Below are 25,730 nucleotides of genomic sequence, written 5' to 3' on the forward strand. Positions count from 1 at the left end.
GTTAAGTTATTGTTATATGATACGTTCTGGAATTGAATTAGAAACTTTGTGTTTTTAGTAAGTTTCTGTTGTTTAGATTACCCAGATTTGACAAGAACATATCATAATTGAAAAATTAATTTATCAATTTTTCAGCTTAGTGCTGGAATGCCCTCGTATCAGCTTTACAAAAAGACTTTAACCCTTTCAACTCAAATATAACTTCAGTAATAATATGGAATTCTGCGGGGTGCAGTGCTCAAATAAATCAGTAATGGCACTTAAGTAATATATAATGAAGTTTTACTAGAAAAACTGGGGAACATTAGGATTCTTTCAAAAGTCTGCCAAACCCCTTCAATTTAATGTTTTAGAGGGCGTGGGAAAGAAGATATTTATCAGTCAAGTAATTCCACGCAAGCCTGTTTTTGCGGATGCAATGACTGAATTTCTCTTGAGTCAGCATATTGAGGAGATCTATTAATGCTAAGTAATTGGTAATTAAATAGCTCGGTCAAATTAACAGATCTGGATAATCGTCCTTACTGGTTAGTGGTTAGTAGTACAAAACAAGAACTTCATATTTATTCATAGAGTAGAGTTGATTTTTACCAACATACTTAATTGCTAGCCACTATCCATTAACTACTAATCACTAACTACTAACCACTAACAATCCTCCTACCTCATGTTTCAAATTACCCGTCGCCGTCTTGCCCTTTGGTATACCGCCATCACAGCTGTACTTCTGCTGCTGTTTGCAAGTGGAGTGTATTTGTATGTCCGCAATACCTTAATTGAACGGATGGACGATACCCTAAATCATGTGGTGGAAGTTGTAGAGCGATCGCTTGTCATTGAACCAGTCAACTCAGACTCAGGTCAATTTCGCGTTAATATAGAAGCCAGTTTTCGGAACAACGCTGACACAGTAGAAGACGATCGCATTGACCTAGAGTGGTTTAGTCCTACAGGCGAACTGCTGTGGTCTACTTTATCGCAACCCCTAAATATTCCGCTACATCCAAATATGACAGGTGAAACTGTCAAAGTTATTAGAAATGAAGACAAGGAGAACAAGGTAGCCATTTCTCCCTTGTCTCCCCCCTCCCCCTCTTCCACTTCCCCACCCCTTCTCCTGCGACAAGTCACAGAGCGAGTACAAATAGGTCGGCAAGTTTTGGGATATTTGCGAGTGAGTCACCCCTGGTTTGAAGTCACCAAACCCAGCCGCCAGTTGATTTTTGACCTAGCACTGGGGACTGGATTAATGGTTATTTCTGTTGCAGCCAGTGGTTGGTTTCTTTCAGGTAAAGCTATGGAACCAGTGCGTGAGTCCTATCAACGTCTCAAACAGTTTACGGCTGATGCTTCTCACGAACTTAGAAGCCCAATTACCTTAATTCAAACTAACGTGCAAGTTGCTCTTGCCGATTTAGAGTTAGCAGAAACAGAAGGTGTAACTCCCCTTTACTACAAACAACAATTAAAGGTTGTAGAACGACTCACACAACGTCTGGGTAAGTTAGTGAATGACTTACTGTTCTTAGCAAGGCAAGATAGCGGTATCAGTAAAGAAATTTTTACCTCTTGTCCTCTTGATGCTTTGTTGATGGAAGTCGTTGAGGAACAACAACTGTTAGCTACAGAAAAAAATATCACTTTAACTTTAGAATTAATCGATCCACCCGCTTCACAAACAAATCATGAATTAATAGATAATTGGTTCGTCATGGTTGGAAATTGGGATCAATTAATACGGTTATTTACAAATTTAATTGGTAACGCCTTGCAGTATACTCTACCTAGCGGACAAGTGAATGTTACCCTAGCACGTATAGAAGCAACAAATCGTGTTTCTGGGCTGCGTCACAGTAATGGCTATCTGCAAATTAAAGTAAGCGATACAGGAGTTGGAATTCCTTCAGAAGCAATACCCCGCTTGTTTGACCGATTTTATCGAGTCGATCCGGCGCGTACCCACAAAACAGGAAACACGCGATCGCAAAGTTCAACAGGTTCTGGTTTGGGGCTAGCTATTGCTCAAGCAATTGTCCAAAACCATCAAGGTTACATTCAAGTGGACAGCACACAAGGTGTAGGTACCACGATCGCAGTTACTTTCCCCATAACTCTTGAAAGTTAGTGGTTAGTTGTTTTTCTACTAACTACCAACTAGCATACAATGTTACCTATGACAGAGAAACAGGTGTTTCCTGTGACAGATGTAAAGTGCTCGTATTACCTACTAATTTAATGGCAATGCTTGATGAAGTGAGCCATAAATTTAACATCTAGCAGTTTCGTACAACTACTTTTAGATTCTCTCTATTTTCCAAGTAGTTTTGCAAGCTGCTAGTTTACTTTTGGCAAAATGACTTCAAATTCAATGCATTAAAGACAATGCATGAAGGAGGGTTAGATGACAATACCCATTAGAGAAGATGTTGCTTATATTATACTAAAAAAAATACAAGAAACCGGGCAGGGAATGCACAAAGTTGAATTCACTGAAACGGACTTGGCAGGAAGACAAATGACCCCAACAGATCTTTTAGGTCATTTGGATTACCTGAATCAAATGCAGTATATCAATGCTGAATTTACAGGCAATGCTTACGGTAACCAGGAAGACGTTCCCGAGGTTGCCAACCCCAAAGAAGTTGATTTCAGAATTGCCAATACTTTTGGCGCAGCAGATGGTCCTCTGCCACATTTAATCACCTTTAAAAAGGCAGAACTGACACAGAAAGGTCAGAAAATGCTGGAAAAAATGGAGGCAAATCCTCCTAAAGCATTAAGAGAAGGACCAGCAGTTCCTATTGCCACTAAAGATATGCCTTTTTTGGAAAAGGTTAGGCTTAGAGGCAACCTTGAAGATATCTTTGATGCTAGAGACGTAACAGAAGTTGTTTATCGAGTCATGCGTGACTTGATGACAACAGAAGCTGCTGACCGAGTTGCAGAAGAACTACACAAACCAGCTGAAATCACTGAAGATAAATCTCTGCAAATGGAAATTGCAGATCTGTGGAAAGATACCAATCCCCTTGTAGGGTTCCTCAGTCGGGTTCGTCCACCTTGGCAAGGTCCTGGCATTTTCAAAATTGACTCCGATCGCTTTTTATTCAGAGTGGCAAATGAAGGGGGATTACAAGCTAATGTAGACCGCGAACTAGTTGTCAAAGCTGTCTTTTCTGCCACAAAAGACGAATTATCACAAGAAAGAATTCAGGAAATTGCCAGTTGGTTACCCGAGCATGTTCGCGAGCTTTGGGAAAAGGCTTAATGGGTAATGGCTAATGGCTGATGGCTGATGGCTGATGGCTAATGGTGCGGTTCCTTCGTTTTTAGGTTTACCTGGGAATATATTCTTTTCTATCCCTCGTTCCCAGGTTCTACCTGGGAATGCTTTCTTCGAGGCTCTGCCTCATGTGTCTGCTTTCCTCGTTTCTAGGTTTACCTGGGAATATATTCTTTTCTATCCCTCGTTCCCAGGTTCTACCTGGGAATGTTTTATTTGAGGCTCTGCCTCATGTGTCAGTTTGTATTGAAAATATTCTAACTTTTGATATAAAGACTATTTAAGCTAATAATTCTTTTCATGACTATAGTAAGAGTTCTAAATAATTAGAAATTGTTATTATGGTTGTATCGAATTTAGAAATATTCAAGACCTTATGTAAAGAGGCAATATATATGCTATCTCATCACATAATAAGGTTCTGATAAGGTTGAAGTGCCAAGGTGAAGACAGGGTGAGTCAATGGTCTTTATTAAAATGCTGCTGTAGGGAGGCTTTTTACCATCTCTGTAGACATAAAATTCATTACGTTGAATAAACCATGTTGTCTTATTATTTAAGGCAATTTTTATAAAAATTTTCGTGCAATTTTAGTCAATATTTATTGGGAGGTAAGCATGAATAAGCCATATCAAGTATTTAACAAATCGGTTGTTTTTTTTGGTGCTATTTGCGGAGGATTGCTCTTTGGTTTGTCCTCTATTCCCCAAGGCGCGGTAGCTCAGCAACTCCAGCAACCTCAACCAAGATTAGATTCCAAAGTTAACCCATGTCCCAGAATTTTCTATGAAGAACCTCACAATAATAGAGTTTTGGTTCCTCAGGGATGTCCACCCAATGCTTTAACTCGACAACAGTCGTCTCAAGGTGGTATTCCCACAGGCGCTGTCCCAGCTAACCCAACTGAAGAACAAGTAAGGTTGGGCGTTGGCGGTGAGGCTCCTGATAACGCAAATCAAAATTATTCTGGTAGACAACAGGGACAAGTTTCTGTTATTGCACCGCCATCACCCAACCAGCAACAATCTCCTATCGCTTCAGTCACACCTACAAACGGACAAGTTTCTGTCAAAATCAAGAACGACACAAACGCTGCTATTAACTATGAAGTCATTGGACACACAGAACGGCGCGTTCTTGCTGGAGGACAAGAAGTTGTTCTGCAAAACTTGCCAGTACCCGTAACTATTACTACCGTTCGTCAAGATAACGGTTTTGTCCGAGTGATTCCAGTCTCTACTAAATCTGGAATGATTGAGTTTTCTTTAGATGAACAAGCAAATCCCGGTAACGAACAGGGTGTTATCAGAATTCAACAAAGCGGACAAGTTTACTTGAATTAATGCTAATGGCTAATGGCTAATGGCTAATAGTGCAATTAGCTATTAGCCATTAGCCATTATCTTTTCTTTTTCGATCTAGCGGCGACTTTACCTTGAATCTGTCTCATTTTATCTAGCAGTTGCACTTCTAATTTGTTTTCATCAAGGTTTCTTGCTAAAATAACTGCTCTTTCATAAAAATTGCGAGCAGTTGGAAGGTCTCCCATTTGCTCGTATAACTGAGCGTATACCTCAAAGGATCTTAATTCTTCTCGCCGACTGTTTAATTCTTTTGCTAGTGTCAATCTCTTTTCTAGTAAGTCTAGGGCGCGTTCGTAACGTCCAACACTACCATGGGCAATGACCAAACCGTCGATCGCCCGTAATTGATTGGTGCGATCGCTTGCTATTTTAGCTAACCCGAGTGCTTCGCCGTAAGCGCCAATTGTCCCTCGGTAATCATTGGCTGCTGAGTAAGCATCACCGAGATTATTTAGGGTATTGGCTTGACCGAGGACATCATTGAGCTGACGGCGGTAAGTCAAAGCTTTTTCGTAGAGTTTAATGGCTTTGTTGTACTCTCCCAATCTTGCAGTTGCCAAACCCAAACTGTTTAATGACAGCCCTTGACCTTCAATGTTCTTTAATTTAGTGGCAATTTCTACCGCTTCTATCAAGGTTTGGAAAGCAGCTTTATTTTCTCCTTTCTGTAGAAGTAAACTGCCAATGTTATTTAAGCCAAAAATCTGACCCTGGAAGTCTTTTAGATCGCGGGCGATGGCCAAACGTCGGCGCATGGCATCTTCTGCTTCTTTATAAAGACCCAATTTGACGTAACCCCTGCTAAGAGCATCGTAAGTCAGACCTTGTGCTTTGAGGTCTCTAATTGAGTGATAAAGCTCTAGTGCTTTTAACCACGACTGAACTGCTTTGTCCGAACTTCCTTGCTGGTACTGTTGTTCTCCCTGACGCTGCAACTCATCTGCTCGAGCTGTTGTTTCTCTGACCATTGAGCGATCGACAGGACGGTGCAGTTGTTCGGTAATGTCGCCCGCACTTGCAGCAAATGGATATAGCAAAACAACCAACAGCAAAATATAATTTGCTCCTGGCAATAAATACCCTCTTTTCATAAAAATTTTCCGTGCTATTACGGTTTTAAGTAAACGGTTTAAACAAAAATTAAAAATTTACCAACCCAATAACACGTTATACCGTAAATTTACGCTACTCCAGGTTGAAGAAAATTTTCGCCTAAGTAGATAGCGCGTATATCTGTTGGTAATTTTTCCTCTAACATACGATAACCTTCTTGGAGAAAATTTGCTACCTCAATAGGGGCGATCGCTTCGCCTTCGGCTTGCAGGTAAGCAGCAATTCTTGTTTCGCTCCAGTGGAACGTTTGAGCCATCACCACGATCAATCGCAACATGGGAGGTAACCGATCTAAAGCTTGTTCCACATAACACCAAAGTGGCGGAGAAGTGGTTTTCAGAGAATAATGAATCGCTTCGGTGGGAGGTAATTGAATTTCGTTAATACACAAGGCAGTCATATTAATCAGCCAGTTCTGTAAGGTCAGACCTTCCCTAGCAGACAGACCGCTGTTTAAATCCAAGCCCCGAAGTTCGTGATAAATGTGTCGCCAAGTGAGAGCGAACAAATAATCCGCTTGCACGGGCGATCGGGCGGAGTGCCGAATCAAGGTATAAACTATAGGAGTGTACCGACAAAAAACTGCTGTAAAGAATCTCCCCGCATCCGGGTTTTGTTGAAACTGAGTCAGCAGTTCTTGGTCGCTTTGATGAAAGAGCGACTTGACCAATGGATGATTGGCTTCAGTAAAATGAGGTATTTGTATCATTGAGATAAGAGTATGTTGCTAGAATTAGTGTAAAAGTGGCAATCTTGTTGTTAACCGAAATATTATCCTGCTGTCAGCCCACCAAGGCTGAACAGTTAGAATGTATCTTAATTGATACACTAGAGATACAAATTTAACCAAAATCTTACATCTACAAACCTTAAAAAGCGGATATCCTTATACAGATCAAACGTATTCATGATTATAATTGCCAACGTGTTACAATCCCTGTCTATTCCTCACATCATCGGATCGTTTTTGCCCTCCCTACCCTTAGACAGCATATTTTCTACCCAGGGCATCATGGTGATGCTACTAGCCGCATATGCTGGTGCTATGTGGATGTTTCTGACCAGCGCCCCAAAAGTGCATACTGTGATGGTGTCCGATCTAGAAATAGCAAGGCAGTTGTACGAAGGGCTGCTCGATTTACCAGCAGCAGAAGTTCCCTTGCACTATTACTACAACTACGAGCAAACCATTGGTGCAACAGGAGTCGATCCGTTGTACCTGTCTAGCAGCCCTTCCCTAGCTGGTAGTAGAATGACCAACGCCAGTGACGGGCTTTGGTATCAGCTCAAGAAAAATACTCAGTTACATGTCATTACGGGAGCGAGTATAGGCACTAAAAATCAGCAACGCCATGTTTGCTTCGATCGCGACTGCTTGGAAATGATTTTAATGCGAGTCGAAACCCGTGGTTTGAAATTTAAAATTCGCAACCAAAAACCCCTCAACTTTTTAGTTAAAGATTACGAAGGGCGAATTATCGAGATGGCTGAAGTAGCAAATTGAGGGATAATGGCTAATGGCTAATGGCTGACAGCTAATGGCTAATGGTTCACGTAGCTATAAAAGGCATTGCCTAACAAATATTTCATACGGTGGGCAATATGCCCACCTAACTCTATCAATTATTACCATTAACTGTATGCCTTCGGTACCTACGCAATGCCATGCTACACCCCCAAGGCTATACAGCTATCGCATCCCAAACGCGAAGCGTTTCCCAAGGCGTGGTAAACCCACCTAGAGAGCTAGTCTCACCATTAGCTATTAGCCATTAGCCATTAGCCATTAGCCATTAGCTATTAGCCATTAATTCGACCTATACACCCAACAAAAATTTTCTGCTAATTTTTCCAGCAATTCCTCTGCCAGATCCAGTAACTCGAAATCGTTACATTTAGCACTTGTAAGAGCTTCACTATCTGTAGTTGTGATACCATCAGCTAGAACTTTCTTGACAGCAAAAAGTCTTTCATGAAATTCGAGAATACTTAAACATTTCTCTAGCTCATTCGCAATTTCTTCTAAAGGCTTAGATTCGTTATTGAAGTGCTTGCGTATTCTAATGGCTACCCAATCATTGCTTTCTAGAAATCCAGTTATAGCCGCCACAATTTTCTGGCGCTGTACTTCTTCGTCTTCACCCTCTCCCCAGTTTTCCAACCAATCTCCATCTACATCATCAACATACAAGTCTACAGAGTCAATACCATATGTCATCCAGTCAATCTGTAATTTTCTTGCTTCTTCTAAGTGTTTCAGAAACGTTGTGAAACTCGCGTGACCGTCAGAAGATGTTTCTTTCACCATAATGACAATATTTTAGTTAATAATGCTTTTTTTAAAAAAGAGTAAATGTCACAAACCTGCAACTATAAATTTAATTTTAAATAAACGCTTATTCTCAAATGATCGCTGTTGTACAGCACTACGTTAACTATCTGATTTATGCCATCTATTGTATTGGGGTTGTAACTTAAGAAAATACCTCTATCCATACCCCAATTTTGTAGGGTATTTTTCCACTCATCATATTTTCCTTGCAAGAATTCATCAGAGAGACTGGTGATTTGGCTGCAAAGTGGCTTTTGCTGCTTGTTACTTACAATTATATCAGTTGCCATTGACAAATCTGCAATATAGCACTGCCAAAAAGTTCCTTCACGTCGGACGACTTCAGTAGCTATGGAGCGCAAAAGCATGGTATCTGCTTGACTAAACTCACCGGACATTAATTTTTGTTTCCAAATTAAGAATTTTGAATCATTCTGTTCCAGCCATTTGGGAAATAGATAACCGTACCAATATCTTTCTGTTGCAGTCATTTGCTGATAATACAGTTGTCGTTCTTCTTCTGAGGTTTGCGCTTTGATGTCTAACCAAATTTGAGCATCCCTAATAATTTGTTGAAGAAAGAACATGACAAATTTCTTAGATGTCAGCGACCCCAGCTTTACATCTTTAACCCAACGATTTACCTCGTCTAATCTTTTCGCTAAATTAGAGTCGATGGAAGATGCTTCTTTCAGGAGTGCTTTTAGTCTATCTTTTATCTCTTTTGCTTGCAACAGATGTTCTACCTCAAACCATGTTATATTCTATATCCCGTAATATGACTCGTACTTAATATAAAATATACAGGTTTGTTGGGTACAAATTGTCAATTGTAACAGACCCTTTTACATTGTCTTATGGCGACAGCAGTTTTTAGGTAATTTAATACAGCACTTTCTTATAGAAATGTAACGCACCTCTTTCTAGTGGAACGGGCGTCCCCGCCCGTTCATACCGGGGAAAGCGGGCGTCTCGCCCGCCCCACAAGATTTTTATTGAAAATTTAGGTGTGCAAATTAAAATATTTTTAGCTTACCTGAGTCAGTTCTGTTGTCGTCTTTTACTTGTACCTAATAAAATCCCTACATAATAAAAAATATGTAATGCTAGTACTTCTTTTGGGATTAGCTCCTCTTGATGTAGGATATTTGTAGCCCAAGCCTTTAAGAATTGAGGAAATTTGTTATCAAGTTTGTCATAGTGTTTCTCTCTGCTGCAATTCCCGCAGTCTAATCCGTGCAGGTTCTTTATCATACCATTAGATAGGCTTTAAACGTAGTAAATCAGGGTCAATCGTAGTAAAACTGTATTCATAACCATCGGAGCGATGAATCAGCTTGAAGTATTTTTGATTGACTCCGATCCGATGACCGTTAATTAGCACTTCTACTCCTTTAGGAGTTGGAGTTTTAACTCTAGCACGATAAATTCCCGCTTTAATATGTTTACGGTTTTCTGACAAAGTGCAAATCACATAATCACCTGCTGTCGCATGAGTATATTTCTGATTTTTACTCACTAACTTAACTTCTTTTTTACCAGTCATGGGATTCTTTTTGATACTAGCAATTGCAGGAAAGCCCTTAGCATTTACTCTTTGAACCTGTCTTGTCCCATGACCAGTACAAGTAACAAGCAGTGGTTGGCATACACGCAATTTCACAATTTGGTCAGTTCCCACGCATGCACTATCGAGCCAGTGAGCCTTTGGCAATTGACTTTGAATCCGAATCATCTTGGTAGACGCACCATCACCTGAGATAACTGGTAACTCAAATTGGTGTGCCATTTCAAATATTGCTTTACGAGTTGAGTTAACTGCGGCGGCGTCTGACAATGATTTTTTCTGATGTGCTTTAATTTTTTTCAATATTTCTGGTTGATTTTTCAGAAATTGCTCTACTGGTTTACTACCTTTTTTCTGATTACATTTTTCACACGATAAGGTGAAATTTGAAAAGCGCTCGCTACCACCTTTACTTCGCGGATTGATGTGTTCTATTTGTAAGGGGACATCCGTCAGACCACAATAAACACACTCTCTTCCCCAATGCTCTAGAAGTGCTTCGCGTAGCGTATATCCAAACAGCGTACCCTGCTGATATTCAATCCCCTCAATATTTGGTGCTTCTATTTTTTGCAAGTCAAATTTAACAGATTCAATTGCAATTGATTTAATGGGAGCGACCTTAAGCAACCGTTTAATCCAAGTCTGGGTAGTTAACAAACGATGTTTCAAAGATGGTGGTAACCAACCATAGGGCTTTTTGCGGTCAAATCTCTTTTGACGATAACGAAGTCTTCTTGACCTTCTAGAACGACGAACACTGGCCCTTTTGATTAAATCCATTTTAATGGCTAATCCCCGATGCTCTAATTCCATTGCCCAGACTACTTCATTCTTATTTAAGTCTACTAACGAAAACCCGCTATACTTAGAACCTGGGTCAATTCGTAATTCTAATAATGGTTCTACATTTTCATCAACCTCCTTATCTAGAATTAGAGTAAATGGAAATAACTTCAATTTCTTAGCTTGACCCTGTGCTTGAAGAATTCTAGCTCTAGCTGGCGTTGTTGGTTTTAATATTTTACCGTTCTTGCTTAAAACGAATACAGAGTTGGTAATCATTTGATTAACTCCCTGTGCGGGGTCTAGTTTGCCTCAACACTGCTTTTAAACTTCACGGGGTAAGGTTCGGTGTTGCACTGTCGCAAAGCAGCCATGTTCCTCCCTCGACGCTTGAGACTGGCTAATCTCATTAAGTCATCATTTAAAAGCGGACTAAAACTCTTGCGAGTAATACAGAATAAACAGTTCTGTACTGAGTTATGGTGAAGTCAGTTAACCGAATTACTCCGGTTTACTACGAATTAATCCGTTTTGCGAACTTCTCCTTCTCCCGAATAGCACCGTCATATTTCTTCATAAAAGCGTGGAGAACTACGAAACACTGAGGAGTAGCGGTTGTCAAGATAAATCGAGGGTTATGCTCGCTCTTCGTCATGCGTAACTCATACAAGTCATCCTCACTAATTGAGTCCTCTAAGGTACATGATGGCTTGACCATCATGTACCTTAGACCTGCTTAACTCAACTGTTCGTGCTTAAACTTTCCTTTAATAGACTCGTTAAAGTATTTGCCATCGGAAGGAGCGTTCTCTAAAGCTTCCTTGACTTCAGGAGGCACTTTGTAATATTCATAAACGCTACCACTACTGAATTCAATTGTCAGTGTTTGAGTTGCTGAGTTGTAGTCAAATCCCTTAATAACGCTACTAGAAGGTTTTAGCAATGGAAATGCGATCGCATCCCGAATGCTAGCACAGTCTGTTAACACCATCACCAAGCGGTCAATTCCAATTCCCAAACCACCTGTAGGGGGCATACCGTATTCCAGCGCCGTCAAGAAATCTTCATCAACCCCATGCGCTTCGAGATCGCCAGCCGCTTTGCGTGCTGCTTGAGCTTCCAAACGCTGTCTTTGGTCGATAGGATCGGTCAACTCGGAGAAACTATTGGCAGTTTCCCTTCCGACGATGAATAACTCAAAACGTTCTACAATACCGGGCTTGGAACGATGGGGTTTTGCCAGTGGCGAAATTTCCACAGGATAATCGATAACAAAAGTCGGCTGAATTAAGTTTTCCTCTACCTTTTGCTCAAAGGCTTCATTCAAAAGCTTACCTATTGAGGAGCAATCTTCTATACCTTCAAGACCAGCATTCTTGCTTGCTTCTTTTGCCTCTTCCAAAGTCCCGAACGAGTTAAAATCCAATCCCGTATATTCCTTCACCAAGTCATGCATAGTCGCACGCCGCCAAGGTGGAGTCAGATTCACTGGTGTACCTTGGTAGCTAATTTCGAGCGTGCCGAGCACTTCTTTAGTAACGGTAGTCACAATATCTTCCGTTAATGCCATCATGTCGTTGTAATCGGCATACGCTTGGTAAATTTCAATCGTGGTAAATTCAGGATTGTGACGGGTAGAAACTCCTTCATTGCGAAAAATCCGGCCCAGTTCAAAGACTTTTTCAAAACCGCCAACAATCAAACGCTTGAGATGGAGTTCCGTAGCAATTCGCAGGTACAGTTCTATCTCTAAAGTGTTGTGGTAAGTGATGAACGGACGCGCATCTGCACCCCCTGCTTCCGATTGCAAAACGGGAGTTTCAATTTCAATAAAATCACGCTGTTCTAAGTAGCGACGAATACCAGATGTAATCAGAGCACGGCGGCGAAATGTTTGGCGAACTTCAGGATTAACAATCAAATCGACATAACGCTGACGGTAGCGTTTGGCAACATCCGTCAACCCATGCCATTTATCAGGTAAGGGGAGAAGGGATTTAGTAAGAATAGTGTATTTTTTTACGTATACAGATAACTCGCCCTTTTCAGTTCGTTTGATTGTTCCCTTCGCTCCCAGAATATCACCGACATCTGTGAGTTGCTTCAAATTATCGAAAGCACCAGCAACCTCTGCCATGCCTTCCTCTATGCGCTTTTTCTCCAAGTAAAGCTGAATTGTGCCGGTTTCATCTTGCAAGGTAAAGAAAGCCAGTTTGCCAAAAACACGACGCGCCATAATGCGTCCCGCTACAGCAACTTCAACGTCAATTTCTTCACCGCTAGGCAGATCGGCAAATTTCTCCTGTAGTTCAGCAGCATGATGAGTTAATTCCCCATGATAGGCATAGGGATTCATGCCTAGCTGTCTCAGTTGTTCTACTTTCTCCAGTCGCGTGGCACGAATATCTTCTTCCGACATGATTAACGAACTAATTAGGGCAAGATTTAATTATAATTATGTTCATCTTAAAAAGAACGAACGGGAAACAACTCGCTTCAAACCAAAAAACAGTTGTTGACTAACTGCACCCGTGGAATGTAAAGGTTACTGTTTGTTAAGTGAGAGTAGACAGTTGCATCACTGGCCACTACAGGAAATAAAAGAAAAGCACTCTTGTTGCTTGCCAATCGCTGTCTTCATCTTAAAAATTAACAAAGAGACACTCTATGCAAGGGAAATTACGATTTGAATACGATAGTTCTGGCGACGTCTTGTACATTAGCAAGCGCCCTCCTTACCCAGAACAGGAACCAGCTGAAATTGATTATGGTGTACTTGCTCGTCTTAACCCTACGACTGGTGAGATTGAGAATTTAGAAATTCTCTCTTTCTCGCAAAGACTATCGCAGCATCCTCTTGTTGAACTGCCACTGATAGCAGATTTCCACTTTTCAGCAACTGCATAATCATTTGTGCCATACTCGTTCCTCTACTGGGGAATGTGTAGAGCGAGGCTGTGCTTCGCATTCTCTTGACTGTTGGGTGAGCGATGCCCACCCAACAACAATCCTTGGGAGTTAACCTTAGCGATCGCTAGAATCAGATCTTCTCATTCTGTCTATTTCTCTTTGCAATTCTTCAATTTGCCGACGCAATGTATCTGCCTCTGCTTGTTGGGCGGCTTGTGCTTCTACGTTGACTGCACCCGATGCAGCAGAACGTTGATAGTTTCCCCTCTTAATTTGCCGATATTCTTCCGATTCTAACCACTGTCGCAAATAATGCACGCGTTCGACAGCGAAGGGATGACTTAAAAATGCACCTTGACCCCCATTGTAAATTAAAAATTTATAAATTTGATTTAATCCGTCTGCGTCAAGTGCTTGATAATCCTCTGACTGAAGAATAAACTCTTGTAAGCTGCATTCGTTAGCATATTTAAGACTGCCCCCAGAAACTTTCATCATTGAAGTCATCACTGGGTTCAAGTCATCCATGACTAACAAAGCAGCTCGGTCTGCTGATAACTCGGCTTTACGCCGCCATTCATAAAAGGCGTAAATCAACCCTTGACTCAACAAGTTACCTATGCCTAAAGTTAATTCTCCAATGACAGATGCAGCACCCATCGCCCATATCGCCATTTGAATTAAAATAGTATGACCACATTTAATATGCCCCAGTTCATGGGCTAACACTGCCCTGATTTCGGCTTCGCTTAGCAAGTCTAAGATCCCTGTATTGATGACTATATAAGGATGCTCTTGCCCCAGCGCATAGCTATTCGCGCTTGGATTTTGTTCGACAAACAGTGTAGGTTCTGGATAAATATCCAAATCCCGCACGCATTCTCGAAACATATGGTAAATAGTGGAATATTGACGAGGCCCAACTTGGATGGTGTTACCCATTAGATAAATTAACTGAGGGCGCTCAACAAAAAATTCCATGAATTTCCGGGCGATAAAATCAAACCCCGGTAAACTACGTAGGGCTTCCTCGGCTTCACGGTCCAGGGGGTGTTTAAAGGCTTCACTAGAGATTCCTGTATAAGTTGGCATAACTTAGGGTACCGGCTAATGGTTAATTGCTAATAGCTAATGGTAATGAACAATTAGCTATTAGGCCTTCGTCTTCGCCCTCCCTTGTTCGCCAGTCGCCAGGGCGCGGGAAACCCGCCTGCAGCGCTGGACTCACCAGTCGCCTGCGGCGCGGGAAACCCACCTGCAGCGCTGGACTCACCAGTTGCCTGCGGACGGAAACCCTCCTATGGCAATGAGCATGCCACGCACAAGGGAACGCACTAGTCTCACCATTAGCCATTAGCAACTAACAACATAATGGATTTTTATGGGGCTATTACAAGTAAAAAATGAATTTGTAGGGGATTGAAAGCCAGTGATTGAGGCAGAAGTTCATTTATCACTACATAACTTCCTGCGATCGCAGGCGGGGTTCCCTTCGTGGCCTCATCATTTGACGATGGCACGGTTGGTAGCACGCGCCTTGCGTCTCGGACGGAGTGCTCTTATTCAAGTGGGGGCAGTGAGTGGCTATCAAGGGCGATATCGCACGAGTTTTGTTGCTTCGGCTTTGATGTGGCCCGGTGCGGTAATTATTGTTGCCACCCAATCCGTACAGCAACGCTTGTTGCGGGTGGAAATACCCCGATTGCAGCAGTGGTTGCAAGTCAACAAGCCAATCAGAACGGGGGACTCTTGGCCCGGTCACGACTTCCAAGGGCTACTCCTAATTTCACCCGAGGCTTGGTTAAAAGGGCAACTCATCTCAGATAATAGTTTTCCTGCTGGCATTCCCACAATTATTGATGGGGTAGATGATTTAGAAGATTGGGCGCGTCAACAAATGTCAGTCAGTTTGGAAGCACATGACTGGGATGAACTCATGCTTGCTTACCCAAGCCAAGCAGACACAATTCGTGCTTCTCGGGTACAACTTACCCACGAACTATTTCAACATCCAACCAACCCTTACGAGTGTTATCTCCTAACCTTAGCTGAAGAAGAAGTTTTAAGTCGGTTGTTTGGAGCGTTGGATATAACAAAGACACCAAATGCTTGGCAAAATTTCTGGCATCAATTTAAAGAACGTCACGAAAATCTCCCTCTTCCCCTCTCCCCCTCTCCCCCTCTCCCTCCCTCCCCTCCCCTCCTTTGGGCAACTATTGCTCGCCGTCCGGGTTTGTTTTCTTTACACTGCGCCCCCATTCAATTAGGCAAGAGACTGGAGACCATTTGGCAACGCCAACCTGTTGTACTCGTTGGGACTGCCTTAGAACCAGAAACGGAAGCGCCTTTATTCCGGACTCGGTTGGGTTTGGGCGATCTGACGTGTTTGAAGTTTTCATCGGATAGCCAAACAGAAGCCATTCAATTGTACGTACCTTACCAGTTCCCCTTACCTAACACGCCAGAATTTCAGACAGCATTTATTCATAAAGTACGAACTTTAGTGTGTCTGGGCGCTACAGCTCCCGGTTTGACGGTTGTTATTGTGGGAGATGTACCACTAAAAGCTCAAGTGGGTGCTATTCTCGCAGCTGAGTTCGGTTCGCGAGTGCAGGTAGAAAAAACTTGTTTGGATGAGAAAGGTATTTTGGTGACGGGCTGGGAATTTTGGCGCGAACATCAAAAAGTTTTGCCAGCCCCCCAACTCCTGGTTATTTCCACTTTGCCCCTGCCATCCCTAGAACATCCTTTAGTGGCAGGAAGAGTCTCATACTACAAGCGATCGCATCAGGATTGGTTCCGTCTGTACTTGTTACCAACGGCGTTGAATGAATTGCAACGGGCTATTGCCCCCGTGCGAGAAAGCAAAGGTGTTGTTGCCCTGCTAGATACTCGTGTCATTCTCAGAAGTTACGGCGCTCAAGTTCTGGCAGCCCTTAGCCCTTTGGCACGGATCAATTATCTCGACCCCAGCCTGTTCTCCCCCACCCAAGAAGAAGACTCGGCTTGAGGAGTGTTAGTTGTTAGTGGTACGTAGGGGTGCAAGACCGTTGCGCCCCTACAAGAATTAGTAGGTACAATGCTTGTAAATTCAGTTCACACTAGTAACCAGTGACCATTAACCACTAACTACTAACCACTAATCCCTAACAATCTTCACGCCAAGTCTGTAAATTCAGTGCGTAACAACAGCTTATGAACGGTCAACTTTTGGGTGGTCGCTATCAAATTATTCAAGTTCTTGCACAAGGAGGATTTGGGCAAACTTATCTTGCTAACGACGCCCACCGTCCCGGTCATCCTGTTTGCGTCGTCAAGCAATTACGACCAACAAAACAAAACCCAGAATTAATGCCAAAAATTCAGCTTTGGTTTAAAAACGAAGCGGAAATTTTAGAAAAATTGGGTTTGCATGACCGCATTCCACAATTACTTGCTTATTTTGAAGAAAACAAGGAATTTTATCTCGTTCAGGAGTACATAGCCGGACATACTCTCACTCACGAGCTAATTCTGGGACACCCCTGGGACTCAAAACGGGTTACCGATTTATTAACTGGTATTTTAGAAATCTTACAATTTGTTCACAGTTATGGAGTTATTCACCGCGATGTGAAACCTTCTAACTTAATTAGAAGACAAACAGATAGTAAATTAGTCTTAATTGACTTTGGTACAGTTAAACAAATTCCTCCCCTAGATGGGCAAAGTGTACCTAATTTAACAATGGCAGTGGGGACTCCTGCTTATATGCCCCCAGAACAGGTTTACGGTTACCCTCAACTTAATAGCGATATTTATGCCGTGGGTGTCATTGGCATACAAGCAGCAAGTGGATTATCTGCTCAAGAAGTCAAAACTCTTATCGATCCCAACAGCCCATATGCGGGTATAAAAAATTGGCGCGATAGTAGCGCAATCAGCCAAGAACTGGCTGAGATCCTTGAAAAAATGGTGGAGTCGGATCGCCGCCTGCGCTATCAAACAGCAGAAGAGGTCTTAAAAGGGTTACAAAAAATCGATCCGCCGAGTCAAACTCTTGCTATTGAATCTCGCTCGCCACTATTCAGTAATTCTACAGTTTCAAATGTCACAAAGATAGAATCAACACCACAGGAGCAATTTTTGACGAAATGGCTGCCTGTAGGGCTCGGAGTCATCGCCCTGGCGATCGCAACAGCAGCAGGGCTTTACTTTTTCCTAGTACCCAAATCCCCGTTATCCAAAGAAGACAATCCCGAACCGAGCCAAGAACAACCCACCCCTAGCAGGAAAGAAGGATACACTCTTGCAAGAGTTGTTGCTGCCCATGACAGTTTTGTTTGGTCAGTTGCCTTAAGCGCCGATGGACAAACTCTCGCAAGTGGTAGCGAGGACAAAACCATTAAAATCTGGCAAGCCGGTACGGGAAAACTCTTACACACGCTAAAATCTCACTCCGAGAATGTGAGGGCAGTTACTCTCAGTGCAGATGGACAAACACTCGTGAGTGGAAGTGGGGATAATACTATCAAAATTTGGCAGACTCGAACGGGTCAATTGCTGAATACCCTTAGGGGTCACCTTCAACCCGTTTGGTCGGTGACCTTAAGCCGTGACGGTCAAACCCTTGTTAGTGGAAGTGAAGATAAAACTATTAAAATTTGGAATGTCCGCACCGGAGAACTGTTAAAAACTCTGAACGGACATAAAAGTGCTGTTTTTTCCCTGGCTTTGACACCTGATGGTTTAACTCTTATCAGTAGTAGCCAAGATAAAACTATTAAGATCTGGAATCTACAAACCGGAAAATTAATTCGCACTCTTGAAGATCATACTGATGCTGTCAGATCTGTGGCTATTAGTCCAGATGGGCAAAAGTTTGCTAGTGGCAGTTGGGACAAGACAATCAAGGTTTGGGATATCGCAACTGGCAAATTACTCCGCACAATCCCAGGACATAGCGATCGCGTTGTTGCTGTCGCTTTTGGCTTTGATGGCACAACACTCGCGAGTGCAAGTGTTGATAAAACCGTTAAGATTTGGGACTTACAAACGGGAAATTTGTATCAAACCCTTTCCGGACATTCAGACTGGGTATTGTCTATGACGATGAGTTCTTGGGGACACATTTTAGTAAGTGGTAGTCGCGATCGAACCATGAGGATATGGAAATAACATAAAAAGTTAGAGGTCTCCCATGCTAGATAATAAAACAACTCAAAAGCAAGCTCCTGTTCGCAAATCTCCGAAACTGCTTGTTGGGAGTATTGCGGCTGTGGTAGTGCTTTCTGGTGCAGCCTTCGGGGTCTATCAGTGGCAAATCAATAATTCTTCCATTGAAGTAAAAGCCATAAACTGGCAGAAGATTCAGCTCGCACACACCTTTACAGGTCATCAAGGCAGGGTTTGGTCGGTGGCAGTGAGCCCTCACCCCGTGTCCGAGGGTAGCATACCTTTACTTGCTACGGCTAGTGAGGACAAAACCGTTAAACTTTGGGATTTACAAACCGGGAAAAACCTTAAGACTTTGGAAGGTCATGCTCAAGGAGTTTTGTCAGTTGTCTTCAGTCCCAACGGACAGATGTTAGCAAGTAGTGGGAAGGACGCAACTATCAAACTTTGGGATGTGCCATCGGGAAAACTTATTCGGACTTTGGCAGAGCATCCTAAAAACGTCAGGTCAGTTGTTTTCAGCCCTGATGGACAAACACTAGTTAGCAGCAGTTGGGATAACACGATTAAAGTCTGGAACGTACAAACTGGTAAATCCCTCCATACTCTTAAAGGTCATACAGAAGGAGTCTTTGCTGTTGCTATTAGCCCTGACGGTCAAACCATTGCCAGTGCTAGCAAAGACAAAACCATTAAGCTTTGGAACCTAACAAAAGGTATACTCAATCGTACCATCACCGGGCATCAAGATTCAGTGCGATCGCTAGCGTTTAGCCCTGATGGTCAAACTCTAGCTAGTGGTAGCAACGATAAAACCATCAAATTGTGGAATGTGAGTACCGGAGAACTCAATCGGACGCTTGCAGGTCACACCAGTTTGATTAACTCTGTTGCTTTCAATCGAGACGGACAAACCTTAGTCAGTGGCAGCGAGGATAAAACCATCAAACTCTGGAATGGAAATACGGGAGAACAAATCCGTACATTTACATCATATTCCGATGTGGTCACGTCTGTAGTCTTTTATCCAGATGGTCAAGGCTTTGTCAGTGGGAGTGGAGATAAGATTGCCAAAGCCTTTTCTTTTTAGGCAAGAACTCTAAAACTTATAACTTTTTCTCCTTATTGCTGCAACCAAGCGCTATCATCAGCCATAGAATTGATTCTTTTTTAACATTATGGGTGAAGCAAAGCGTCGTAAAGAATTAATAGGAGAGAAATACGGTCAAGAAACCCGTATCCTACCTTGGGTACCCGTTACCAAATCTCAAGCAGAATTTTTTGTTAAATGGGCAAATCGCCTAACTTGGTTTGGAATTGGCGGTTTGGTTGTTGCTTGGTTGACCATTCGTTTTATCGGTCCGGCTTTTGGTTGGTGGCAAATTGTTGGGTAATGGTTAGTGGTTAGTGGTTAGTCGTTTTTTCTACTAACCACTAACCACTAACTATTCACTCAGTATAAAATTTCTGCCGAAATGGCAACATTGGTTTTCAGATTTTCGGTATCTTCACTGTTAGGTCAAACAATTAGGGTTTTTCACTTGAGATTGTAGAAAGGACAAATTTGTATAAATAATCACCTTCTGGTTTGCAGTTGCCTGCGGAGGGAAAGGACTACTTGCTTCAAATCTAGGTTTTAGAAATGCACGTGCTGCTTTGGAACATCAAGCAACGCAAAGCAGTAGTATATAGCGATCGCTCAGTTGCATCCAATATCGTTCTTGTGTTTGCCTTGCATCTTGCCTCTAAGACGGGTAAGATTCATCTTCTACAAGATATTGCCTATCTACACCCCTGAGCCTCAAGTGTTCGGGGTCATCTACCAATTTTTCTTGATTCTTAAGATATGTGAAGCAGATAGTTGAAATATTGTGTCATACTAATTGCTGTGAGATAACTGCTAACACAGCTTGCCATCTCTTACAATTTAAAGGGTATAAAGATGCACTTGTAGCATCAGGGGTAGCATTTTTAGTGCAATGTAACCGATTTCGAGAAAATATCGGTATTTTCTTCAGTTGACTTGTACCAAATTTGAGTTAATCTAATAGCGAATTACTCCTGCTTTCCGTCTACCCTGATAGAACTGTCTAAAAACAATATAAATTTTTGCCGTTCTATCCGAAATTATGGAATAGCAAACTGAATATTTTGATACGACAGTCCAGAAATATATAGATTAACCTAATCTAGGTAGCAATTAAGGATTCTGTTTACACCTATAAATTGTAATGGATAGTTTACAATACCAGTTGGAGAGAGAATCTAAAGAAAATATAAAAGAGACCCAAATGATAGTGGTGTTAGGAGGAAAGACGTGTTTCTCAGATTAGCACAACAACATCGGCAATTCGTTCAGGACTTAGTGATGAACCTGCAAGCTTTGGCAATCGTGCTAGAGAAGCGGGGATATCCAGCATCCTGCTATACTTGTGGCGACCAAATGAACAGTGCTTCGTTTATGGTCAGCTTGGGAGAAAATCACCTCATTCGATTTTTGGTCTCCGACTACGGGATCACATGGACTGAGATGCGGGACGATCGCGAATTGATGAAATTAGAAGGCGCAGAAGCGGTAAATCAATTACAGGAACTTGCCAATATTGTCAAGCATCCCGTGCAACCACCTGTAGCCACTAAAACTCTAGCTAAGCGTTATTAAATTTAACATTGCTAAAAAGCTCATTGCTGATTGCTAATTGCTGTTCCTGAAAAACGGTCAGCTCTCGATCATTAACTATTAGCCATTAGCGATTAGCTCTTAGCCATTCAGATGAGGCTACCTTTCAAAGGGTTGGCACTCATGTTGTTTTTGACTTGCTATTGTTAAATTTGTTTGGGCAAAAAAATCAGTGCAATAACACGCACTTATTAACAACAAGGTGCCACCATTGTTGGTATCTCGTATTGGATCGCTCGTAGATTTAGCAACTATTTTCACAATTTAGCAACTACAATCGGCAGTTTCCTCTGCATTACCTCTATCACACGCTGACTTGCAGAACTCAGAAGGTGTAAGGTAGTGTAAAAAATTAATATTCCTGTTTATGTTCGCCTGTATTGCTTGCTCCATAAGTGAAAGTTGGCAGTAATCTCTGCAATTCCTTTCCAAACAGGACTTGTTATCAACGTTCGATCCCTTTGCATTTCAAATATTTTACTGCAACTTGGGGAGCGCTCTATATTATGGCTCACAGCGATATTCCAGTCAATAGACCGTACTTCAAAAAATAATAATGCACAATTTGCACAAATTTTGTGTTATGTCAGATGAGGCAGTCTCTTGAGTTTTGAAAATGTCAGAAGAAACGCTAAATCAGCCACAACTTCCTCCCACAAGTGCTCTTGACAAATTATCAAATCAAGAGTTGGAAAATTGGTTTGAATATCCTGTGAGGGTACAACCGCACCATACTGACTATGCGGGTATTGTTTGGCATGGTACTTACATAGCTTGGATGGAAGAAGCACGTGTAGAATGCTTGCGAGCAATTGGGGTTGATTACGCAGAGCTTGTCGTCTTGGGTTGTGATTTACCTGTTGTAGAACTGTCAGTACGCTATCACCGTTCTCTTCAATTAGGTATGGCAGCAGTTGTGAGAACGCGCATGGCTGAGGTTACAGGAATTCGTATTAACTGGGATTATGCAATTGAATCACTAGATAGGCAAGAATTATACGTAACTGCAAAAGTGACTTTAGTAGCGGTGGATCGTGAAAGAGGTAAAGCCTTGCGTCAATTGCCTGCCAAAGTCCAGGACGTTTTGGCACGGCTTTCTGCATCAATCAAGTGAATCACCTAACAGGTAACCCTATCCTAGAGCCTACGGTGGTGTACAGATCTCTAGAAAAGAGATGAAACATCGTCAAAAGGGAGAATTGGAATTAAGTTCCCCCCTTTTTTAAGGGGGGTTAGGGGGATCGAAACTGCTTTTAATGCACTATATAAGACTTGTGTACGCCACCGTAGATCCTAGAGCGAAGATAGGGTTACCTGTCAGGTGGTCATTGATTGCTGGTTTGCGTGGATTTGGGCAAACTCATGACAGAGTTCCAGATATCTGGAGGACTGATACCAAAACCCGCTTCTAATAAAACAATGCTGACAGCAACAATAAATGCAGTATTCGCCGTTGTTTTCATAGCTTTAACGAGGATTGTAAAGACAATCCAAGCTACAAGCAGTGTAGCAATCATAGACACACTACTCCTTTTTTTAGATTAACCCTGATGAACAATTGTGTGAATTGACAAAGAAAATCCGGACTTTCGTAACAATTACAAATGTAATACTCTCATATCCTTTATAAGGATTGTTAGCGGTTAGCAGTTAGTAGCTACAGTAATTAGAGACTTAAAGTGGGACGGTAACTGTTAACCAATAAATACCAACAACCCTCACGCCAAATATGTATATTTAACGCGTTATAGGTTTATTTTGAGTTTTGTAATTGTTCTCCGATTAATATACAACAAAACAATCAGAAATTGGGTAAGTTATAGATACTTTTTTCAAAAAATTATAGTTAATTTTATTGACTTTCTTAAATGGATGCTATAGAAGTTATGATAGTTTGGGGATAGTGTTTTCTATAATTGTCATAGCAAAATTCAGTATTTTTCAGGATGGCACTATTTAAGAAATGGCTGTAAAACGGTATTATTCAGTACCAAATATATAAATTTCTAACAGAATACGTGTTGTTATTGTTGGTTGATTTATAGAGGTATTGCCTTTCTTTTGAATTAAGAAAGCGAAAGACTGTAACAGTCTATATCCATACAAAATCTATGTATCGCATTCCTTTTTCAAATGGGCATGATTGAGAAGCACAACCTTAGGTACTGTATCTCCAGGTAAAAGCTAATTAAAGTCAGCATTCAAAAGTCAAAAGTTAAAGATTTTTAACTTTTGACTTTTAATTTATCTAATTTGGTAAAGTTCTCATGCAGAAATAATCTGAGAACGAGACGTCAACTTTTCTGTTGCTGTTAAAACTTCCTGTCTTGCCCATCGATCGGCTGCCACAATATCATCTAAAGAAGGATTTGAACGGTTATCCTTTGTGTGACGATCGCACACCCATTCAATGCACCAAGGAATATCTAAAAACCGGATTTTTTCTTCTAGAAATAAAGCCACAGCTTGCTCATTGGCTGCATTTAAGACAGCTGGCATGGAACCACCAGCACGACCTGCAGCGTATGCTAATTTCATACAAGGGTACTTCTGGTGATCGGGTTCGCGGAAGGTTAAATTACCAACTTTAACTAAATCCAAGCGTTCCCAATTGGTGTAGATGCGATCGGGCCAAGACAAAGCATAAAGTAGGGGTAAGCGCATATCAGGCCAACCCAATTGCGCTAAGACAGAAGTATCTTGCAGTTCGATCAGTGAATGAATGATACTTTGAGGATGAATTACAATTTCAATGTCCTTGTAATCCAATCCAAAGAGGAAATGCGCTTCAATAACTTCCAACCCTTTATTCATTAAAGTGGCAGAATCTACAGTAATTTTGCGCCCCATTGTCCAATTGGGGTGCTTGAGAGCATCAGCAACCGTCACCGCTGCTAACCTTTCCACTTCCCAATCGCGGAAAGCACCACCAGAAGCAGTCAGTAAAATTTTCTTTAAACCGCCTTTAGGAACGCCTTGCAAACACTGAAAAATAGCTGAATGTTCTGAATCTGCAGGTAGCAGTTTTACACCATGTTTTTCAATTAGGGGTAAAACGACAGGACCACCAGCAATCAGTGTTTCTTTATTTGCCAAGGCAATATCTTTGCCAGCTTCAATGGCAGCAATTGTGGGTAGCAAACCCGCACAACCAACAATACCCGTAACGACTGTTTCAGCTTCACCATATCGGGCAACCTCAATAACTCCAGCCTCCCCCGCAAGTAAAATGGGTTGGGGATCGATATCTTTGATTGCTTCTTTCAGTGCTGGTAATTTCTCTACCGCGCACAGAGCGACTATGCTTGGTCGAAATTGCCGGATTTGAGAAGCTAATAGTTCTACATTATTCCCAGCAGCGAGTCCAACAATCCGAAAGCGATCGCTTGACTGAGCTACTATATCTAGAGTCTGGGTACCGATCGAGCCAGTGGAACCAAGAAGTGTTATTGCTTTCACAATTATTTCGGGATCGACAAACAACAATACTATAGAGTGACCGCCTGACCGGTGACTAGTAACAGGAAGTTTTCTCGTTCCCACGCAGACCACGGGAATGCCTTCTAAGACGCTCCGCCTCTATGTTCTAATTTAAATAATAAGCTCAGCAGAAATACACAGAACTATATTACAAAATGTAAATTTGCTTGAAACTCTAAAATAATGGCTAATTAGATATGGACAAAAATTTTTATCTCCAGTACGCCTCTGTTGAAGAAAAGCATTGGTGGTTTGTTGGTCGCCGTGCGATCGTAGATATGATGATTGGCAAACTCTCTTTGCCAAAAAATCCCAAAATTTTAGAAGCTGGGTGCGGTACGGGTGGCAACTTGAATATGCTGGCTCGACACGGTCAAGTGTCAGCAATGGAGTTAGACGAAGTTGCTTGTGCGATCGCCAACAAGCAAGAAGTCACGCAAGTTCAGTTGGGAAGTTTGCCGAATCATATTCCTTTTACAGAGAAATACGATCTGATTGTGATACTTGATGTCTTAGAACATATAGATGATGATAAAGCAGCTTTATTAGCCTTGCGTTCGAGACTGAAGCCTGGTGGTTGGTTGTTAGTGACAGTTCCCGCTTACCAATTTTTATGGAGCCAGCATGATGAAATTAACCATCACAAACGTCGTTACGTTTTAACAGCTTTGAAGCAACTTGTCAGGAAAGCTGGTTTTACAGTGCGTTACAGCAGCTATTTTAATTCTTTTTTATTTCCTATTGTTGCTCTTGTTCGTGGTCTGCGGAAGTTGTTTCGCTTGGAGAGCAATTCCGTTGCTAGCAGCGATCTAGCTTTGCCATCGAAACCTGTGAATCGGTTTTTGAGTCTTTTGTTTGCAAGCGAACGCTATTTACTCAATCGGTTTAGCATACCCTTTGGTGTATCTATTGTGCTTTTAGCACAGAAAACAGACTAGAGCTTGGGGACAGGGGATGACTTTTCTTTTTACGGTTTACCATCTTATGATTTTGCTTGCAATATACCCTGTATGATGCTTAGTTATTTAATAAGTATTTACTGCTAGCCGATCCCCAATACC

General features: G+C 41.8%; 23 protein-coding genes. 13 read left to right on the forward strand and 10 right to left on the reverse strand.

Translation table 11 applies throughout. The features are described 5' to 3' along the window. The first annotated feature begins 667 nt into the window (after window positions 1–667). The 3 genes from AB0756_RS29880 to AB0756_RS29890 all read left to right on the forward strand — a co-directional run bounded on the left by AB0756_RS29880 (window position 668) and on the right by AB0756_RS29890 (window position 4,626). The gene (locus AB0756_RS29880) at window positions 668–2,125 is read left to right on the forward strand and encodes a sensor histidine kinase (RefSeq protein ID WP_038075965.1); all 1,458 of its coding nucleotides are present in this window, start codon (window positions 668–670) and stop codon (window positions 2,123–2,125) included. Window positions 2,126–2,815: 690 nt separating this feature from the next. Next, complete coding sequence (locus AB0756_RS29885) at window positions 2,816–3,268, forward strand: DUF2267 domain-containing protein (protein WP_336604408.1); 453 nt, start codon at window positions 2,816–2,818, stop codon at window positions 3,266–3,268. A 632-nt stretch (window positions 3,269–3,900) separates the two neighbouring features. Continuing rightward, window positions 3,901–4,626: a hypothetical protein gene (locus AB0756_RS29890; protein ID WP_038075962.1), complete on the forward strand. Its 726-nt coding sequence runs from the start codon at window positions 3,901–3,903 to the stop codon at window positions 4,624–4,626. Between the two features lie 56 nt (window positions 4,627–4,682). Here the strand turns inward: AB0756_RS29890 and AB0756_RS29895 are convergent, their stop codons facing one another. Both AB0756_RS29895 and AB0756_RS29900 read right to left on the reverse strand, forming a co-directional pair. Then, window positions 4,683–5,738, reverse strand: coding sequence for a tetratricopeptide repeat protein (locus tag AB0756_RS29895; RefSeq protein WP_038075959.1), 1,056 nt, complete (start codon window positions 5,736–5,738; stop codon window positions 4,683–4,685). 89 nt (window positions 5,739–5,827) lie between these two features. Next, complete coding sequence (locus AB0756_RS29900; RefSeq protein ID WP_038076141.1) at window positions 5,828–6,466, reverse strand: RNA polymerase sigma factor; 639 nt, start codon at window positions 6,464–6,466, stop codon at window positions 5,828–5,830. Window positions 6,467–6,667: 201 nt separating this feature from the next. On the opposite strand from AB0756_RS29900, the gene AB0756_RS29905 reads away from it, so the two are divergent. Continuing rightward, the gene (locus AB0756_RS29905) at window positions 6,668–7,264 is read left to right on the forward strand and encodes a glyoxalase-like domain protein (RefSeq protein WP_038075956.1); all 597 of its coding nucleotides are present in this window, start codon (window positions 6,668–6,670) and stop codon (window positions 7,262–7,264) included. A gap of 303 nt (window positions 7,265–7,567) precedes the next feature. On the opposite strand, the gene AB0756_RS29910 is transcribed toward AB0756_RS29905, so the two are convergent. The 5 genes from AB0756_RS29910 to lysS all read right to left on the reverse strand — a co-directional run bounded on the left by AB0756_RS29910 (window position 7,568) and on the right by lysS (window position 12,864). After that, window positions 7,568–8,068 (reverse strand): hypothetical protein, encoded by a 501-nt coding sequence (locus tag AB0756_RS29910; protein ID WP_038075953.1) that lies wholly within the window; start codon window positions 8,066–8,068, stop codon window positions 7,568–7,570. 62 nt (window positions 8,069–8,130) lie between these two features. Further along, window positions 8,131–8,826, reverse strand: coding sequence for a hypothetical protein (locus AB0756_RS29915; protein ID WP_038075949.1), 696 nt, complete (start codon window positions 8,824–8,826; stop codon window positions 8,131–8,133). Between the two features lie 524 nt (window positions 8,827–9,350). Further along, window positions 9,351–10,724: an RNA-guided endonuclease IscB gene (gene iscB, locus AB0756_RS29920; RefSeq protein ID WP_050046755.1), complete on the reverse strand. Its 1,374-nt coding sequence runs from the start codon at window positions 10,722–10,724 to the stop codon at window positions 9,351–9,353. A gap of 235 nt (window positions 10,725–10,959) precedes the next feature. Next, a complete protein-coding gene (locus tag AB0756_RS29925; protein ID WP_038075943.1) occupies window positions 10,960–11,166 on the reverse strand; it encodes a type II toxin-antitoxin system RelE/ParE family toxin in 207 nt (68 codons plus the stop codon). A gap of 15 nt (window positions 11,167–11,181) precedes the next feature. Then, entirely contained in the window at window positions 11,182–12,864 is a 1,683-nt protein-coding gene (gene lysS / locus AB0756_RS29930; protein WP_038075940.1) for a lysine--tRNA ligase, read from the reverse strand. Window positions 12,865–13,112: 248 nt separating this feature from the next. Between lysS and AB0756_RS29935 the strand changes: the two genes are divergently transcribed. Further along, entirely contained in the window at window positions 13,113–13,352 is a 240-nt protein-coding gene (locus AB0756_RS29935) for a DUF2283 domain-containing protein (protein WP_038075938.1), read from the forward strand. A gap of 117 nt (window positions 13,353–13,469) precedes the next feature. Here AB0756_RS29935 and AB0756_RS29940 read toward each other — a convergent pair whose 3' ends face one another. Then, window positions 13,470–14,447 carry a M48 family metallopeptidase gene (locus AB0756_RS29940; protein WP_038075935.1) on the reverse strand — a complete coding sequence of 326 codons (978 nt, stop codon included), beginning with the start codon at window positions 14,445–14,447 and terminating at the stop codon, window positions 13,470–13,472. A 337-nt stretch (window positions 14,448–14,784) separates the two neighbouring features. On the opposite strand from AB0756_RS29940, the gene AB0756_RS29945 reads away from it, so the two are divergent. The 7 genes from AB0756_RS29945 to AB0756_RS29975 all read left to right on the forward strand — a co-directional run bounded on the left by AB0756_RS29945 (window position 14,785) and on the right by AB0756_RS29975 (window position 22,303). Next, window positions 14,785–16,365: an ATP-dependent DNA helicase gene (locus AB0756_RS29945; RefSeq protein WP_038075933.1), complete on the forward strand. Its 1,581-nt coding sequence runs from the start codon at window positions 14,785–14,787 to the stop codon at window positions 16,363–16,365. 185 nt (window positions 16,366–16,550) lie between these two features. Then, window positions 16,551–18,512, forward strand: a complete 1,962-nt coding sequence (locus AB0756_RS29950; RefSeq protein ID WP_038075931.1) for a serine/threonine-protein kinase — start codon at window positions 16,551–16,553, stop codon at window positions 18,510–18,512. Window positions 18,513–18,534: 22 nt separating this feature from the next. Continuing rightward, window positions 18,535–19,599: a WD40 repeat domain-containing protein gene (locus AB0756_RS29955; RefSeq protein ID WP_050046757.1), complete on the forward strand. Its 1,065-nt coding sequence runs from the start codon at window positions 18,535–18,537 to the stop codon at window positions 19,597–19,599. Window positions 19,600–19,687: 88 nt separating this feature from the next. Beyond that, the gene (locus AB0756_RS29960) at window positions 19,688–19,903 is read left to right on the forward strand and encodes a DUF2839 domain-containing protein (protein ID WP_038075928.1); all 216 of its coding nucleotides are present in this window, start codon (window positions 19,688–19,690) and stop codon (window positions 19,901–19,903) included. A gap of 248 nt (window positions 19,904–20,151) precedes the next feature. Continuing rightward, a complete protein-coding gene (locus tag AB0756_RS29965) occupies window positions 20,152–20,307 on the forward strand; it encodes a hypothetical protein (RefSeq protein ID WP_153021444.1) in 156 nt (51 codons plus the stop codon). 519 nt (window positions 20,308–20,826) lie between these two features. Then, the gene (locus AB0756_RS29970; RefSeq protein ID WP_038075925.1) at window positions 20,827–21,171 is read left to right on the forward strand and encodes a DUF1815 family protein; all 345 of its coding nucleotides are present in this window, start codon (window positions 20,827–20,829) and stop codon (window positions 21,169–21,171) included. 634 nt (window positions 21,172–21,805) lie between these two features. Further along, entirely contained in the window at window positions 21,806–22,303 is a 498-nt protein-coding gene (locus AB0756_RS29975; protein ID WP_038075922.1) for an acyl-CoA thioesterase, read from the forward strand. Window positions 22,304–22,514: 211 nt separating this feature from the next. Here the strand turns inward: AB0756_RS29975 and AB0756_RS29980 are convergent, their stop codons facing one another. Both AB0756_RS29980 and AB0756_RS29985 read right to left on the reverse strand, forming a co-directional pair. After that, window positions 22,515–22,706, reverse strand: a complete 192-nt coding sequence (locus AB0756_RS29980; protein WP_038075919.1) for a hypothetical protein — start codon at window positions 22,704–22,706, stop codon at window positions 22,515–22,517. Window positions 22,707–23,454: 748 nt separating this feature from the next. After that, window positions 23,455–24,648 (reverse strand): 1-deoxy-D-xylulose-5-phosphate reductoisomerase, encoded by a 1,194-nt coding sequence (locus AB0756_RS29985; RefSeq protein ID WP_050046909.1) that lies wholly within the window; start codon window positions 24,646–24,648, stop codon window positions 23,455–23,457. A gap of 218 nt (window positions 24,649–24,866) precedes the next feature. Between AB0756_RS29985 and AB0756_RS29990 the strand changes: the two genes are divergently transcribed. After that, window positions 24,867–25,607, forward strand: a complete 741-nt coding sequence (locus AB0756_RS29990; protein WP_038075916.1) for a class I SAM-dependent methyltransferase — start codon at window positions 24,867–24,869, stop codon at window positions 25,605–25,607. The last annotated feature ends 123 nt before the right edge of the window (window positions 25,608–25,730 follow it).

This window comes from Tolypothrix campylonemoides VB511288_2 (genome assembly GCF_045999855.1).
GTDB lineage: Bacteria > Cyanobacteriota > Cyanobacteriia > Cyanobacteriales > Nostocaceae > Scytonema > Scytonema bouteillei_A.